Source organism: Pseudoalteromonas sp. APC 3893 (genome assembly GCF_030408095.1).
Taxonomy (GTDB): Bacteria; Pseudomonadota; Gammaproteobacteria; order Enterobacterales; family Alteromonadaceae; genus Pseudoalteromonas.
The window spans coordinates 54,885-70,656 of record NZ_JASDCD010000002.1 but is presented as its reverse complement, the minus strand read 5'-3'; the positions used below and the strand labels follow the sequence as shown (position 1 = coordinate 70,656).

The 15,772-nt window shown below is 41.2% G+C and carries 14 protein-coding genes; 9 read left to right on the top strand and 5 right to left on the bottom strand.

The genetic code is table 11. The features are described from left to right. Positions 1–15 precede the first annotated feature (15 nt). The 6 genes from QMA12_RS04420 to QMA12_RS04395 all read left to right on the top strand — a co-directional run bounded on the left by QMA12_RS04420 (position 16) and on the right by QMA12_RS04395 (position 7,256). A complete protein-coding gene (locus tag QMA12_RS04420) occupies positions 16–630 on the top strand; it encodes a PilZ domain-containing protein (protein ID WP_290208877.1) in 615 nt (204 codons plus the stop codon). A gap of 61 nt (positions 631–691) precedes the next feature. After that, the gene (locus QMA12_RS04415; protein ID WP_087531853.1) at positions 692–1,744 is read left to right on the top strand and encodes an agmatine deiminase family protein; all 1,053 of its coding nucleotides are present in this window, start codon (positions 692–694) and stop codon (positions 1,742–1,744) included. Continuing rightward, positions 1,744–2,637 carry a carbon-nitrogen hydrolase gene (locus tag QMA12_RS04410; protein ID WP_087531852.1) on the top strand — a complete coding sequence of 298 codons (894 nt, stop codon included), beginning with the start codon at positions 1,744–1,746 and terminating at the stop codon, positions 2,635–2,637. The genes QMA12_RS04415 and QMA12_RS04410 overlap by 1 nt, the downstream gene beginning before the upstream one ends. A 43-nt stretch (positions 2,638–2,680) precedes the next feature. Next, complete coding sequence (mfd, locus tag QMA12_RS04405; RefSeq protein WP_290208876.1) at positions 2,681–6,154, top strand: transcription-repair coupling factor; 3,474 nt, start codon at positions 2,681–2,683, stop codon at positions 6,152–6,154. Further along, positions 6,154–6,990, top strand: coding sequence for a peptidoglycan binding protein CsiV (locus QMA12_RS04400; RefSeq protein ID WP_087531850.1), 837 nt, complete (start codon positions 6,154–6,156; stop codon positions 6,988–6,990). The genes mfd and QMA12_RS04400 overlap by 1 nt, the downstream gene beginning before the upstream one ends. 14 nt (positions 6,991–7,004) lie before the next feature. Further along, a complete protein-coding gene (locus tag QMA12_RS04395; RefSeq protein WP_087531849.1) occupies positions 7,005–7,256 on the top strand; it encodes a DUF3862 domain-containing protein in 252 nt (83 codons plus the stop codon). A 46-nt stretch (positions 7,257–7,302) separates the two neighbouring features. Here the strand turns inward: QMA12_RS04395 and QMA12_RS04390 are convergent, their stop codons facing one another. The 5 genes from QMA12_RS04390 to aceK all read right to left on the bottom strand — a co-directional run bounded on the left by QMA12_RS04390 (position 7,303) and on the right by aceK (position 11,502). Beyond that, positions 7,303–7,851 carry an HPP family protein gene (locus QMA12_RS04390; protein WP_087531848.1) on the bottom strand — a complete coding sequence of 183 codons (549 nt, stop codon included), beginning with the start codon at positions 7,849–7,851 and terminating at the stop codon, positions 7,303–7,305. A gap of 94 nt (positions 7,852–7,945) precedes the next feature. Then, positions 7,946–8,200 (bottom strand): DUF2999 family protein, encoded by a 255-nt coding sequence (locus tag QMA12_RS04385; RefSeq protein WP_087531847.1) that lies wholly within the window; start codon positions 8,198–8,200, stop codon positions 7,946–7,948. A 70-nt stretch (positions 8,201–8,270) separates the two neighbouring features. After that, positions 8,271–9,233, bottom strand: coding sequence for a zinc-binding dehydrogenase (locus tag QMA12_RS04380; protein ID WP_087531846.1), 963 nt, complete (start codon positions 9,231–9,233; stop codon positions 8,271–8,273). Between the two features lie 19 nt (positions 9,234–9,252). After that, a complete protein-coding gene (locus QMA12_RS04375) occupies positions 9,253–9,645 on the bottom strand; it encodes a hypothetical protein (RefSeq protein ID WP_087531845.1) in 393 nt (130 codons plus the stop codon). 45 nt (positions 9,646–9,690) lie between these two features. Beyond that, on the bottom strand, positions 9,691–11,502 hold the full coding sequence (gene aceK / locus QMA12_RS04370; RefSeq protein ID WP_290208875.1) for a bifunctional isocitrate dehydrogenase kinase/phosphatase: 1,812 nt from the start codon (positions 11,500–11,502) through the stop codon (positions 9,691–9,693). 104 nt (positions 11,503–11,606) lie between these two features. Here aceK and QMA12_RS04365 point away from each other — a divergent pair, with 104 nt between their 5' ends. The 3 genes from QMA12_RS04365 to nirD all read left to right on the top strand — a co-directional run bounded on the left by QMA12_RS04365 (position 11,607) and on the right by nirD (position 15,755). Continuing rightward, the gene (locus tag QMA12_RS04365; RefSeq protein WP_290295254.1) at positions 11,607–12,554 is read left to right on the top strand and encodes a LysR family transcriptional regulator; all 948 of its coding nucleotides are present in this window, start codon (positions 11,607–11,609) and stop codon (positions 12,552–12,554) included. Positions 12,555–12,835: 281 nt separating this feature from the next. Then, positions 12,836–15,412 (top strand): nitrite reductase large subunit NirB, encoded by a 2,577-nt coding sequence (gene nirB / locus QMA12_RS04360; protein ID WP_290208874.1) that lies wholly within the window; start codon positions 12,836–12,838, stop codon positions 15,410–15,412. Beyond that, on the top strand, positions 15,399–15,755 hold the full coding sequence (nirD, locus tag QMA12_RS04355; protein WP_290208873.1) for a nitrite reductase small subunit NirD: 357 nt from the start codon (positions 15,399–15,401) through the stop codon (positions 15,753–15,755). The genes nirB and nirD overlap by 14 nt, the downstream gene beginning before the upstream one ends. Positions 15,756–15,772: the final 17 nt, after the last annotated feature.

Below are 15,772 nucleotides of genomic sequence, written 5' to 3'. Positions count from 1 at the left end.
TTGTGGAGCAAACTAATGAGTAGTGAAAAAATAGCTGAGTTTGAGCAGTATTTTCAAATAGCAGAAAGTAACCGAGTCAATTTATTTGCTGTTGACAAGCACAGCGTGCCACAAAGCCCTGCTCAATTAGAAGCTGATATTCCCCCACTATTTAAACTAGCTAATGAAGTAAGCGAGCTTGAGCAAAGCTCATTAAGACCATTGCGTAATTTAGGTGATGTGGCCCAAGAACTGGCTGTATTTTTACAAGCCCAATCGCGTAAAATTGACCTCATAATGAGCCATATCCTCGCGTCTGAACAGCCACAAGATAATGCCATGTACTGCGATAGCTATGGCGGCGGTGGGGTTAAATTTACCACCAGCGAGCAATATACAATAGGCCAAGCATTTCGTACTAAACTATTTTTGCAACATGAAGCGTCAGCGGTTTATTGTTATACCGAAGTAATTGCTATAGATAAACTTGATGATGGACAAAAGCAATACACACTTTTATTTACTGCTATCCGCGATTCTGATCAAGAGCTAGTCGTAAGAGCCAGTTTGCACGCACAAACAAGGCAACTAAAAAAGCGCCAACAGCAACAATTACACAAACCTGAAAATGAGCAACCTACTGAGCTATAAAAAGCTGACATATCTGTTTGAAATGCTAAACTAGGCACACCTTTATTTGTTTATTAAATTCATGAACTTTAGACTTTTACCTGAATGGGCTGAGCAAGATGCTGTTATGCTTACTTGGCCACATCAAGATACTGATTGGCGAGATAACCTCAGTGCTGTAGAGCCTGTTTATATTACCCTTTGTAAGCATATATGCCAGCATCAATTGGTTGTTATTGTTGCACATAACACTGCATTAAAAACACACATAAGCCAATTATTAACCAGCAATGAGATTGACCTTGCTCGGGTGCACTTTGTGATCACCCCTTGTAATGATACCTGGGCGCGCGATCATGGCCCTTTGACCTGTGCAAACCAACAGGATGCGAACCAATTAGCTATTCTTGATTACACCTTCAATGGCTGGGGTAACAAGTTTGAAAGCACCCTTGATAATCAAATTAACAACATACTTGTTAAACAGTTGGCAGCACCTGCAAATCAATACCAAAAAATTGATTTAGTATTAGAAGGCGGCGGGGTTGAAATAAACGAGCACGGTGTACTGCTTACCACCAGCGAATGTTTACTCAATCCAAACCGTAACCCAACACTTAGCGCTGAGCAAATTGAAGCACAGTTACAACAGCAATTAGGTGTCAGTTCATTTTTATGGGTTGATCATGGTTATTTAGCCGGTGATGATACTGACAGCCATATTGATACCCTTGTACGCTTTGCACCGAACAACACCCTAGTTTATGTAAAGTGTGATGATACAACGGATGAGCATTTTAACGCGCTCGATAAAATGCAAACACAATTACAAGGTTTTCAAACACCATCAGGTCACCCTTATACCTTGATTGATTTACCATGGCCAAAAGCTGTGTATAACAGCGATGGTGATAGACTACCTGCGACCTATGCAAACTATTTAATTATCAATGATGCCGTATTAGTGCCTACCTATAATGATGAAAACGATGAACAGGCACTTGCGCAAGTTCAACGTGCTTACCCAGAGCACACCATTATTGCTATAAACTGTTTGCCTATTATTCATCAATTTGGCAGCTTACATTGCATCACGATGCAATTACCTCGCGGATTTTTAGTTGGAGCAGCATAATGACTTCGTCAAATAAATTAACAGTTGCCTTAGTGCAGCAAAGCAATAGTGATAACGCCGAGCAAAACATGGCAAAATCAATTGCCGCCATACGTGATGCTGCAAGCCAAGGTGCTCAACTTGTGGTGCTCCAAGAGCTGCACCGCAGCCTTTACTTTTGCCAAACCGAAGACGTTGATGTGTTTGATTTAGCAGAAACTATCCCTGGGCCAAGTAGTGACGCATTGGGTGCATTAGCAAATGAGTTAAACATTGTCATAGTGGCCTCATTATTTGAAAAACGTGCCACAGGTCTTTATCACAATACCGCTATTGTGCTAGAAAAAGACGGCACGATTGCGGGTAAATATCGCAAAATGCATATTCCTGATGATCCTGGGTTTTATGAAAAATTTTACTTTACCCCAGGCGATTTAGGCTTTGAGCCGATTCAAACCTCAGTAGGTAAATTAGGTGTATTAGTGTGCTGGGATCAATGGTTTCCTGAAGCTGCACGCTTGATGGCGATGGCGGGTGCTGAGTTATTAATTTACCCAACCGCGATTGGTTGGGACCCACGTGACGATGACGGCGAAAAGACACGACAAAAAGATGCATGGGTTATTTCGCAACGTGCCCATGCTGTTGCCAATGGCGTGCCCGTTATCAGTGCCAACCGCGTAGGTCATGAAAGTGATCCAAGCGAGCAAAGTGACGGTATTCAATTTTGGGGCAATTCATTTATTGCAGGCCCTCAGGGTGAAATGCTCAGCGAAGCAAATAATACTGACGAGCAAATTTTAGTGGTAGAACTTGATCAAAAACGCTCAGAGAACGTAAGACGTATATGGCCTTACTTACGTGATCGTCGAATTGATCACTATCAAGACCTCACTAAAATTTACCGCGATTAGAATAAATTAGCGCCTCAGTTGAGGCGCATTTAAGGAGTAATAAATGGCGTTTGCGCAATGGGCAGCCTTGCCTTGGGTAAAATCTCAAAAAGATAAAATTCAATGGGGGCAACTCACCGGTAGCGGTCTCAGTATCGCTATTGCACAAGGGGTAAAACAACAAAGTGGCTTAGTGCTGATTGTTACCCCAGATACACCCAGTGCGCTGCGTTTAGAGACGGAACTTGATTATTTATTACCTGATCACCCGGTGATGGTGTTTCCTGATTGGGAAACCCTGCCGTATGATCACTTTTCGCCACACCAAGATATTATTTCGTCACGTTTGGCGACTCTTAATACACTGAAAAAAGAACAACAAAGTGTATTAATTGTTCCTGTATCTACCTTAATGCTGCGCACTGCCCCTGCCTCGTTTATTTATGGCTCTACGCTAAACTTTAAAGTAGGCGATAATCTCGACACACACAGCTTACGGAGTAATCTTGAGCAAGCGGGTTATTTACATGTTCAACAGGTTATGGAGCATGGTGAATACGCTATTCGTGGCTCCATAGTTGATTTATACCCTATGGGGAGCCCGCACCCATTTAGGTTAGATTTTTTCGATGACGAGCTCGACTCAATTCGCCTATTCGATGTTGAAACTCAACGTTCTGACGAAAAAGTAGATAAAATAGAACTACTCCCTGCCCATGAGTTTCCGACCAATGAAACTGACATTGAGCGTTTTAGAATAAACTACCGCGAAAAGTTTGGCGCCAGCTCAGAGCAAGATTCCGTCTACATGCAAGTCACTAAAGGAAACTGGCCTGCGGGTATTGAGTATTATATGCCGCTGTTTTTTGAGCAGCTTGCAACCATATTTGAATATCTACCAGATACTACAACAGTGATGCAATATGGTGATTTAGAGCATGCAGCCGATCAATTTTGGCATGATGTAAATGTTCGCTATGAAAACCGTCGCGTAGACCCGTTAAGACCTTTACTTGAGCCAACTGAGCTTTATCAGCCACTCAATGAGCTGTTTTCAAACTTAGGTAACTTTGCCCGCATACGCTTAAGCCAAGCAAAATTACCGACCAAAGCAGGGAATAAAAACTTAGCCACAAGCGATCTCCCTGCTGTACGAATTGATCACAAGCAACATGAACCGTATCAAGCTTTTATTGAATATATAGCGGCGCAAAAGAAACAAAAAGGCCGCGTGCTGATCTCGGTAGAATCTGACGGACGTCGTGAGTCTTTACTTGCATTACTCAAACCCAGTGGCTTAAAACTCAAAGAGTTTGACTCGTTTGATGACTTTACCACTAGCAATAGCGATGTAGGTTTAATCGTCAGCCCCCTTGAGCAAAGTGTACTATTAAGTGCAAAGCCCGCGCTTAGTATTATTACCGAACAAGAATTACTGGGAATTAAAGTATCTCAGCGCCGTCGTCGAAAGCATAAATACGAAGCAAGCCAAGATGCGCTGATCCGCAACTTAGCTGAGCTTAAAGTTGGTCAACCCATTGTGCATTTAGATCACGGTGTTGGCCGTTATCAAGGACTACAAACTATTGATGCTGCTGGACTCGTCACTGAGTTTGTCACCATAACCTATGCCGGTGAAGCTAAACTTTACGTCCCTGTATCGGCACTGCACATGTTAAGCCGATACTCTGGTGGTGAAGAAGCCACGGCGCCGTTGCATAAGCTCGGCTCTGACGCTTGGGAGAAAGCCAAAAAACGCGCGGCTGAAAAAGTACGTGACGTCGCCGCAGAGCTGCTTGATATTTATGCTCAGCGCCAAGCAAAACCCGGTAATGCTTTCTCCCTCGATGGCAGTGCATACCGCATATTTAGTGATGGCTTCCCATTTGAAGAAACCGATGATCAACGCAATGCCATTGAAGCTGTGCTTGGTGATATGCAAAGTAAACATGCCATGGATAGACTGGTTTGTGGTGATGTTGGCTTTGGTAAAACAGAAGTTGCTATGCGCGCCGCATTTATTGCTGTTAGCGACAATAAACAAGTGGCCGTATTAGTCCCCACTACCCTACTTGCCCAACAACATTTTGAAAACTTTAAAGACCGGTTTGCTGATTTTCCTATTGAAGTTGGTGTGCTCTCACGCTTTAACTCACCTAAAGAGCAAAAAGACACCCTTGAAAAAATGGCCGAAGGTAAACTCGATATTGTCATTGGCACGCACAAGTTAATACAGCAAGATATTAATTTTAGAGATTTAGGCCTACTTATTGTTGATGAAGAACACCGCTTTGGTGTGCGTCAAAAAGAAAAGATCAAATCATTACGCGCCGATGTCGATATTTTAACACTTACCGCAACACCAATTCCACGTACATTAAATATGGCAATGAGTGGCATGCGTGACTTATCAATTATCGCCACTCCACCAGCTAAGCGTTTGGCAGTAAAAACCTTTGTTCGCCAGCGCGATGCAGAGCTTATTCGCGAAGCTGTATTACGTGAAATCAAGCGTGGTGGCCAAGTATACTTTTTGCACAACAATGTAGAAACCATTGACCGCGTGGCTCAAGAGATTAGTGAGTGGGTGCCTGAAGCGAGTGTTGCTTCAGCGCATGGACAAATGCGCGAGCGTGAACTCGAACAGTTAATGAGTGAATTTTATCATCAAAAATACAATGTCTTAGTGTGTACCACCATTATTGAAACCGGTATAGATATTCCAACCGCCAATACCATCATCATGGACCGAGCCGATAAGTTAGGCCTTGCCCAACTGCATCAGCTACGTGGCCGTGTAGGTCGTAGCCATCATCAAGCATACGCTTATTTATTAACTGGTCACCCTAAGTCATTATCTAAAGATGCGGTAAAACGCTTAGAGGCTATCGAATCACTTGAGGATTTAGGTGCTGGCTTTGCATTAGCGACACATGATTTAGAAATTCGTGGCGCGGGTGAATTACTCGGTGATGACCAATCAGGGCAAATGCAAACCATTGGCTTTAATTTATACATGGAAATGCTCGAACAAGCCGTACAATCACTGCGCGAAGGTAAAGAGCCAACCCTTGATAATTTATTACAACAACAAAGCGAGGTCGATTTAAAACTCGCCGCATTACTACCTGATGACTATATTCATGATGTAAACGCCCGCTTGGGTATTTACAAACGTATTGCAAGCTGTGCTACTGTAGATGATATGGATGAACTTCAAGTTGAACTAATTGACCGCTTTGGTTTACTGCCCGATGCAACTAAAAACCTATTTAGTTTGCAGCAACTTAAGCTAAAAGCCAGTGAATTAGGTATTAAAAAGATTGAAGCAAATCCAAAAGGTGGTTATTTTGAGTTTAGCCAAAATACAAAGGTTAACCCAAGCTTCATCATTGGTTTGATACAAAGTGCACCCCATGTGTACAAAATGGATGGCGCAAATAAACTGCGCTTTGCGATCAGCGAGGCTAATGCCCGTGAACGCTTAAAGATGGTCACTGCAATGATTGCAGATTTCTCTAAAAAGGTTAGCCATTAATGTTGTTAAAAAAATCATTATTAATTTTGTGTTGTGTATTTAGCAGCGCAGCATTCGCAGAGCGATGGTTTGAAGTAGAAGTGCTTATATTCAAACAGCGCCCTGCTCCTTATTTACAAGAAGATTTTAGCCTTAAAAAAGAGCCTATTAAGGCAAGCAACAAAATTGACTTACTAACACCTTTGTATGCTCAACAAGCTAAACAAGAATGTATTGCTGGAGACAGCCGATTTAGTTCAACTTCGCTAACTGATACTGTAATTGGCGCCAGCCGTTCAAGTTTATGTGATGATACTATTGATTACATTGCTAGCTATGACTCTTTGCCGCTGAGCCCAGAAGCAGAAACCAGAGATGACATGGTCAGCACCTATTTGTTAAACCCTGAGCAGCTACAATTTAAAAGCCAACAACGCGAGTTGGTGCGTAAAGGTTTAAAACCTTTACTGCACACTGGTTGGCGATTTGAAGGAGCAAGTAAATCGCGTTCACAAAGTATCAAACTATTTGGTGGGCAACACCTAACCACACCGCCAATTACAAATACTAGCCTCGCTAATAACGCTAACTTTATAAGCTTAGTTAATCCAAGCCAATCATTTGAGCCAGCAATGCAACAAGCTTCTGAAAAATGGGAATTAGACGGTTTTTTTAATATTTATCTACGCCACTACCTTTATATTAATGCAAATATTGATATCAGTGAAAAGCGTGTTAACGGAGAAATCCAAAGCGCCCGTTTTTCACAATTTAAACGCGTAATAAGTGGTGAAGTTCATTATTTTGACCACCCCAAAATGGGCATGATTGTACAAATAAGAAAATTTAAACACTAAAAAGGACACTACCTATGAAAAAGCTTTTAATTATTGCGGCTACTTTATCACTTGCTGCTTGCTCAAAAGTAAGTTTAGAAAACTACGAAAAAATCTCAATAGGGATGGATAAAACTGAGGTTGAAGCAATTCTAGGAAGTGCTGATGACTGCGTTGAAAAAACCCTCCATACTAATTGTACGTGGGGAGATGAAACAAAAAACATCGAGATCACCTTAGTCTCAGATAAAGTATCTTTGTATAGCAAAACAGGCTTAGAAAAGTAAGTAAGTCATAAGATGGTAGCCTGCTACCATCTTAAACCTTTGTGCATTACCACCAATACACAGGGTAATGCCGCTTAGGGTTACGCGATAAGTTATTAACAAGTAAACCCACCAATAACATAATCAACGCGCCAAATAAAACGGGGCTAATCACATAATAATAACCAAGTTGATTAATTCCTTCACCACCGATAACTGCAATCAATGCTGTTGCACCACCCGGAGGATGTAAAGTTCGTGTTAAGTGCATAACGGCGATTGAAAGTGACACTGCAATAGCACTCGCTAGCATTAAATCAGCAGTTAAAAACTTAGCCACTGTAACGCCTATCAAAGCACTTAAAACATGCCCACCTACAAGGTTTCTCGGCTGTGAAAATTCTGCTAGTGGCGCTCCATATATGAGGACTGCTGTTGCGCCTAATGAGCCAATTAAAAATAAGTTAGTTAAGGGATCAAATTGCAACGTTTTACCAATTAAGGCTACTAAGTAAATACCTAAAAAAGAGCCTAACAACGACCACATGATTTTACTCACGGGTTTGCGTGGTGGGCACTGGCTCGTTGCAGCCATACGGGACAAAAACAATCGCATTAATATCTCTAAAAAATAAATACATAAAAAAGAGCAGTACCAAAGCAATGCTCTATTAGTTATTTGATTAGTCAAACAGCTTAAAAACTAGTTATTACTGATTTTGATATTGCTCTTTGGCTTTTTCAAGTTCGCCATCAGAAATACCTAATGATGCAGCAGCTTCTTTGATTAGCTGTGGCTGGGTCATAACAAGACCCATTAACGCTTGTAGTTTCTCTGGTGGAATACCTAATTGTTGTACTAACCCCATTGCCATCATTGGGTTTTGCGTAAATGCTTGAAAAAGCTCGTGAACTTTTTCATCACTCACATCATGTTCTTTTAATGTTGCTATAATTGGGTTCATATTCTTACCTTACATTACTTTTAATTGCACTAATTATATGGGCAAATAATTAGTTTTAAATAGATATTACTTATTTAACCTGTAACACGACTTTACCGGCATTTTCATTGCGCTCTAAAATTGCATGGGCTTCATTTGCTTGTTGCCATGGCATAGTTTTATAAATATTAAAATCAAAATGTTGGTTAGCAATATCATCATAAAATTGGTTAACGAACTCATCGCGTAATTGGCGTTTAAATGCTTTGCTGCGGTTACGTAAAGTAGAGGCATGAAACGAAATACGTTTTTGTAATAGTCGAGCAAAATCAACCTCAGCAAATCGACTATCTAAAAACGCCAGCATAATAATTTGACAATCCATTGCCGCGATTGCTGCATTCTTATTTAAGTATCGGCCAGATACCGGATCAACAATGACATTGGCTGTTAATGTATGGGTTTGCATATATTCAACAAAGTCATCTGTTTTATAATTAATGGCATGATCTGCACCCAGCTCTTTGGCGTGTTGGCACTTTTCGTCGCTCCCTGCGGTAATAACAACAGTCGCTCCCACGCGTTTCGCCATTTGAATTGCAGCCCCGCCTACCCCACTGGCCCCAGCATGAATAAGCGCGGTTTGCCCCTGTTGTAAGTTACCTAACCCAAAGAGTGCACCATATGCAGTTAAATACACTTCGCTTATGCTTGCGCCTTGCTCCATCAATATACTATCTGGTAAAGCCATTATTTGTGCAGCATCCACTGCCACATATTCACTATACGCACCACCGGCACACAATGTAAAAACGCGCTGATTGAGCCAACTTTTTTCTACATCAGCGCCAAGCTCAACCACAGTGCCAGCACATTCAAGCCCTAAAATAGGGCTATCGCCTTTTGGTGCAGGGTATTTACCTTGTCGTTGCATACAATCGGCACGGTTAACTCCTATAGCTGCAACCTTTATAAGTACTTCATCTGCTTGTAAGTTTGGTTTTGTTGTTTCACTCAGTGATAATGTTTTATTTTCGTGTGCAATAAATTTCATAGGCTCCTCAGTGTGGTCTTTAGTCTAACTTTCGCCATATTTCAGCTTCTACTAACTTACCATTTTCAGTGAGCGAATGATGCCACAAATCACCTTCAATTTTGTAATCAAAAGCCATTGTTTTACCCAATAATGAAGAAATATTACCATAACCAAATGTTTCTATGAATTGTTGATTTTTAATTATGTATTTACCGCCGCCAGCATAATGAAACTTGCCGCTTTTTTGTGTTATGTAGTTGAAGTGTGTTTTTGTTATTAATTTTACTGAGGTTAACTGCGGGGCTTTGGCTGTTACATAGCCATCATCAACCGCATATTTTCCCTCTACAAACTCCCAACTCCCCAACAGTGGGTTTGCAAATGTTTGCCCCGCGACAAGTAGTAACCCTGTTAGTAAATAGGCTTTCATAATTTTTCCTTTAAAAGTTTTTGCAAATTGTACCTTTTACTGAAATTAATCCCTATCATACTTCTGGTTAGGGTCGATACTCTTAAACCGCCAACTAGTTTTATACGGGTAAACGTCGTATATGTGCCCTGCGGTTATATTTGCTTGGCATTGTTGCCAAAACGACGCTGAAAAAATATCGCTATGATGTTGCTTAAATACAGTAAATGCCGTGTCGTTAGCGCTAAAAAAAATGTTAAATTGACTCGGAAACACATCGTTATCTGCAATATCAAAATAACTGTGCGCACTTAACTCATCATGTTGGCTGTCACTTTTTGGAATATCTCTGAAATTGCACTCAGTTAATGGACAAATTTCATCATAATCATAAAATACCACACGACCCCAGCGGGTAACGCCAAAGTTTTTCATTAACATATCGCCTGGAAATATATTTGCCCCAGCTAAATCTTTGATAGCCTTACCATAGTCAATCATCACTTTGGTTAGTTCTGTGCCATCGCATTGATTCAGGTATAAATTAAGCGGTGTCATTTTACGCTCAACATACACATGCTTTAAAATAAGTGCTTTTTCAGAGATGGCCATACTGCTACCAATCATTTGTTGCATATGGCTTAGGAGTTCATCACTAAAGCGAGATAAGTCAAACGCTAAATACCTAAACTCATGTGTATCAACCAGCCGGCCCACCCTATCAGCTTGCTTTACAAAATCATACTTAGCCATAACTTGGGTTTTTGTCGCGGTTTTGGGTGCGTTAAATTTATCTTTAATTACTTTATAAACGTATTCAGAACCAGGGGTGGTAAACACTAACATAACCATACCAGGGGTACCTGGGGCGCTGATATACTTATCTGATTTTGGACTGTTTTTAGTGGTGTCTACCTTGTAACGATAAAACTCAGTTTTTGCATGTTTAATAAATCCAATCGCATTAAACAGCTCAAACCGCTGTTTATGTGGCAATAGCACTGATAGGTAATCTACATAGCGTGCTGGTTGGTCGGTATCTACCATAAAATAAGTACGAGCAAAGCCAAATAGTAAACTGAGTTGATCTGCCCCCATCATCACCGCATCTAACTTTAAACCATCCTCGGTATTTAATATGGCAATCGCAAAGGGCATGTTGTCGCCATTTTTAGCAATGCACCGGCCTATCAAATAACATGCTTTATTTCTAAAAAACAATGAATTGGCATATTCTATATAACCATTATTTAAGTTTATAAGTTCATATACTTGGCGGCACTGGTGTTTCGCCCCCATTGTTAAAGTATGCTGTAACTGGGTAACATCATGCTCAAAATTACTAAACTTGACCCGAAATGCTTGCGCTAAAATAAGCTGCTTTACTGCCTCAGAGAAACCAAATTGTAATGATATTCGCTTCACTAAACTATCAAATGGCCGAGGAGCTGTACGATATTTTGCCTTTAAAACAAATAAGTGGACTGTGCGAATTTTTTTATCGTGCCATATCGCACCAAATGTTGAATTAAAAAACGTATGGGCGATAGGTTGGTTTTCATGATTCGACACCATCGCAGCATAGACATTTTTTGCTTGTTGCCAGATTGCTGCATCATCATATTCATTGTAAGCAATGAGTTTTACCGTATCGCTAACATTGGCAACTTGGCGCTCGTATACTTGTAAACGTGCTCGCATAGCTGCTTGTATATCATGCCATTGCCTTTGTTCAAAACGGCTTTGTGCGCCCAAGGTGATATTTAAAAATTCTGCAAACATGGCTTCAAAGCCTGCGAATACTGCTCGTGCTAGTTTAGTTGCAATAACGTGTTCAAGCGCACAATTGTAAGATGATGCAGGCTGTAGATTTGGCATATTTTTATCACTTATGACGACTATTTTATTTTAGCTGTTTACAGAGCATAGCAAGCAGGCTTTAATTTAGATAATTAATAAAGCGAATGAATAAGATTGATCAGATGAATATAAGAAATGTCGATCTCAACTTACTAGTGTATCTCAATGTACTCATTGACGAGCAAAATGTCTCAAAAGCTGCAAATAAACTTGCGTTAACACAGCCTGCCATGAGTAATGCACTAAAACGCTTACGTGATTTATTTGATGATCCACTCCTCGTTCGCGCTGCCGGTAATATGACGCCAACAGCAAAAGCATTGAGCCTCAAGCCTGAAATAGAAGCGCTTCTCAAAATGGCTGAAGCGATAACACAACCCAGTGATTTATTTGACCCAACCGATGCCCAAGTCACTTTTAGGATAATGGCTAACGATTATTTAGAGTCTACCTTAGTTGCGCCCTTCATTACTGAACAACTCGAAAAACACCCTGGCCTTAATTTTGATGTGCTCAGTCCCAGTGACGTAAACCTTCAAGATATGGAAAAAGGCACTATTGATTTAGCAATCAATCGCTTTAATGGCATGCCTCGCTCATTTCATCAAGCCAGTGTATGGCGCGATAATTATTGCTGCTTAATGCACCCTAATAATCGTTATTTAAATAAACCTGATCTACAAAGCTACTTAGCTGCGCAGCACATATGGGTTAATAGAGCCGGTTGGGGGGCTGAAGCCGCCGTTACGAATAAGTCAGGCAGTCAAAAGCTAGGCTGGGTTGATGAGGCTCTGTGGCAATTAGAGCAAACACGACATATCCGGGTGTCCACCCGCCACTATATGGTGGCAAGCTTACTTTGCCAATCGGCAAAACTTATCGCCACTTTGCCTCGTCGACAAGCCATGCTCCTTGCTAAACATACAGATTTAGTTATCAGCCCAGTGCCATTTCAAGTGGTCCCGATTGAAATAAAGATGTTGTGGAGCCCACTGCTACATCATGCCAGCCCGCACCAATGGCTACGCCGTGAATTACTGAACTTTGCAAGCACCGTCGCAGATCGTTAAGTATCATTGTACCGACCAAGATGGTGCTAAGGCGCACTAAAATAGATCAATACTTCGTTATGATTTCATTCTCCACTTATAAATTACACTTAAATTCAACAACTTAATAAGTTGGCACTTTATCTGCTTTATAAGAATTAAGAGCACTTAATTGCGCTTACTAAAACAATAAAAAAAACAACTTAAATTTTAGGCAAAGAAGCCCGCATACTTACTGTTTTATTACTTTAAGTGGCGGGCTTTTTTGTGTTTGTAAAACCGTCAAAACTAAGGAATACCACATGCAAACACCCCAACAAATTCTCGTCATTGGTAATGGCATGGTGGGTCATCACTTTGTAGAGCAAATGCGTGCCAGCGATGCGAATGCTGTCATAACCGTGTTATGCGGTGAGGTTCATTTAGCCTATGACCGCGTATATCTATCGAGCGTTTTTGATGGTAAAAGCCCTGCTGATTTAGCTTTAACAACTGCAGAAAACTATCAGCAACTCAATATAAGTGTACACACTAATACATGGGTTGATCAGATAGATAAACAAAATAAAGTTGTTAAAACAACAACTGGTCAGCAATATGACTACGATAAACTTGTTATAGCAACCGGCTCATACCCATTTGTACCGCCAATTCCTGGTAATGATCAGCCCCATTGTTTGGTTTATCGTACATTAGAAGATTTAGAAGCAATTCAACAAAGCGCCAAAGTGAGTAAAGTAGGTGTGGTAGTGGGTGGTGGTCTATTAGGTCTTGAGGCCAGTAATGCCCTAAAACAACTTGGGTTAGATACGCATGTGGTCGAATTTGCGCCACAACTTATGGGTGTACAACTTGATGAAGTTGGTGGTGAATTACTTAAAAATAAAATAGAACAATTAGGTGTTACCGTTCATACCGGTAAAGCCACACAAGAAATTGTCAAAGGGGAGCAATGCCGTTACCGAATGAACTTCAGCGATGGCTGTCACCTTGAAACAGATATTATTTTATTCTCGGCTGGCATTCGCCCATACGATCAATTAGGCCGTGCCACAGAGCTTGAAATAGGTCCCCGAGGCGGTATTGTTATCAACAATCAATGCCAAACATCTGATCCGGATATTTATGCTATCGGTGAATGCGCCTTGTGGAGCAATTTCATATTTGGTTTAGTTGCACCTGGTTATAATATGGCGCGTGTTGTCGCAAGTCAGTTCAGTGGTGGTGATTTAGCCTTCTCTGGCGCCGATATGAGCACTAAATTAAAATTACTTGGTGTTGAAGTGGGCTCAATTGGTGATGCTCACGGCAAAACCGAAAATTGTAAAGAGATGGTCTATCAAGACCCTATTCGTGGTAGTTACAAAAAAATCGTTTTTAATGAGCAAACAGACAAATTAATTGGTGCCGTACTTGTTGGCGATACCAGTGATTACGATACATTACTGCAATACATGTTGAACGACATGACCCTACCAGAAAACCCTGAATGTTTAATTTTACCAGTAACTGGTGACGCTCCAACACTTTCTAGTTCAGCACTTCCAGATGCCGCAACGATTTGCTCTTGCCACAATGTCAGTAAGGGCGACATCATCAGCGCCATTGATGGGGGTGCCTGTGAGCTGGGCGAAGTTAAAAATTGTACAAAAGCTGCCAGTGGCTGTGGCGGATGTGCCGCCTTACTAAAAACAGTGGTTGATCAAGAATTAGAGTCGCGCGGTGTTGAAGTTAACAATCACATTTGTGGACACTTCGCCTACTCTCGTCAAGAATTGATGCATCTCGTAAAAGTTGATGGCATCAAAACTTTTGATGACCTACTAAACAAGTTTGGTCAAGGTAAAGGTTGTGATATTTGCAAACCAGCAGCGGCTAACATATTAGCGGCAACATGGAATGATTTCATTCTCAATAAACCCCATGTTGGCTTACAAGATACCAATGATACCTTCTTAGCTAATATGCAAAAAGATGGCTCATACTCAGTTGTTCCACGAATTGCAGCAGGCGAGATCACACCAGATAAACTCATTGTTCTTGGGGAGGTAGCACAAGAGTTTAATCTGTACTGTAAAATTACAGGTGGTCAGCGTATTGATTTATTCGGCGCCCGCCTTGAGCACCTGCCAATTATTTGGCAAAAGCTGATTGATGTTGGCTTCGAAACAGGCCACGCCTATGGTAAATCCTTGCGTACGGTTAAATCCTGTGTTGGCAGTACATGGTGCCGTTATGGCGTACAAGACAGTGTTGGCCAAGCAATAGACATTGAAAATCGCTACAAGGGCTTACGATCACCACATAAAATTAAAATGGCCGTGTCTGGCTGTACCCGTGAATGTGCTGAAGCACAAAGTAAAGATATTGGTGTAATTGCCACTGAAAATGGCTGGAACCTCTATGTGTGTGGTAATGGCGGCATGCGTCCACGCCATGCTGACTTATTTGCCACTGATCTCGATACGCAAACGCTGATCACCTATATTGACCGCATACTCATGTTCTACATTAAAACAGCAGACAAACTACAACGTACATCTGTGTGGATGGAGAACCTTGAAGGAGGTTTAGACTATTTACGTAAAGTTGTTATCGAAGACAGCTTAAATATTTGTTCCGAGCTTGAAGCACAAATGGAGCATGTAGTAGCGACCTATCAATGTGAATGGAAAACCACTATTGAAAGCCAAACAGCTGTCAAACGCTTCCGCCAATTTGTAAATAGCCCAGAGCAAGACAGTAATATTTTGTTTGTCCAAGAGCGGAACCAAATCCGCCCGGCAACAAAATTAGAAAAACGAAACCATTCGCGTAGTACCGAGCAGTTAATCCCAGTTGTTGAAATTGAAAAGGAGCAAGACAATGTTGTGGCATGATATCGCATCAATTGATGATCTAGTAGCAGACAGCGGCGTATGTGCATTAGTTGAGAATACACAAATCGCTTTATTCTATATTCCACAAGAGCCAGCAGCGGTTTTTGCCATCAATAACTATGACCCTATCGGTGATGCCAATGTTTTATCTCGGGGCATTATCGGCAGTATGCAAAACGCGCTAGTTGTCGCCTCTCCGTTATATAAACAGCATTTTTGCCTTCAAACAGGGCAATGTATAGAACAAAGCGATGTTTGTGTTGCAACGTACCCCGTCAAAATTGAAAACGACCGCGTATTTGTCCAAGCACAAGTCTGTGCAGAGCAAACTAGCGCAGCTTAGTTAATTGTTTAGGGAAA

Coding starts and splice junctions, on each gene's coding strand:
- QMA12_RS04385 (WP_087531847.1), bottom strand. CDS start 8,200: ATGAACCCAATTATAGCAACATTAAAAGAACATGATGTGAGTGATGAA.
- QMA12_RS04400 (WP_087531850.1), top strand. CDS start 6,154: ATGTTGTTAAAAAAATCATTATTAATTTTGTGTTGTGTATTTAGCAGC.
- aceK (WP_290208875.1), bottom strand. CDS start 11,502: ATGCCAAATCTACAGCCTGCATCATCTTACAATTGTGCGCTTGAACAC.
- nirB (WP_290208874.1), top strand. CDS start 12,836: ATGCAAACACCCCAACAAATTCTCGTCATTGGTAATGGCATGGTGGGT.
- QMA12_RS04365 (WP_290295254.1), top strand. CDS start 11,607: ATGAATATAAGAAATGTCGATCTCAACTTACTAGTGTATCTCAATGTA.
- QMA12_RS04380 (WP_087531846.1), bottom strand. CDS start 9,233: ATGAAATTTATTGCACACGAAAATAAAACATTATCACTGAGTGAAACA.
- nirD (WP_290208873.1), top strand. CDS start 15,399: ATGTTGTGGCATGATATCGCATCAATTGATGATCTAGTAGCAGACAGC.
- QMA12_RS04415 (WP_087531853.1), top strand. CDS start 692: ATGAACTTTAGACTTTTACCTGAATGGGCTGAGCAAGATGCTGTTATG.
- QMA12_RS04410 (WP_087531852.1), top strand. CDS start 1,744: ATGACTTCGTCAAATAAATTAACAGTTGCCTTAGTGCAGCAAAGCAAT.
- mfd (WP_290208876.1), top strand. CDS start 2,681: ATGGCGTTTGCGCAATGGGCAGCCTTGCCTTGGGTAAAATCTCAAAAA.
- QMA12_RS04375 (WP_087531845.1), bottom strand. CDS start 9,645: ATGAAAGCCTATTTACTAACAGGGTTACTACTTGTCGCGGGGCAAACA.
- QMA12_RS04390 (WP_087531848.1), bottom strand. CDS start 7,851: ATGCGATTGTTTTTGTCCCGTATGGCTGCAACGAGCCAGTGCCCACCA.
- QMA12_RS04395 (WP_087531849.1), top strand. CDS start 7,005: ATGAAAAAGCTTTTAATTATTGCGGCTACTTTATCACTTGCTGCTTGC.
- QMA12_RS04420 (WP_290208877.1), top strand. CDS start 16: ATGAGTAGTGAAAAAATAGCTGAGTTTGAGCAGTATTTTCAAATAGCA.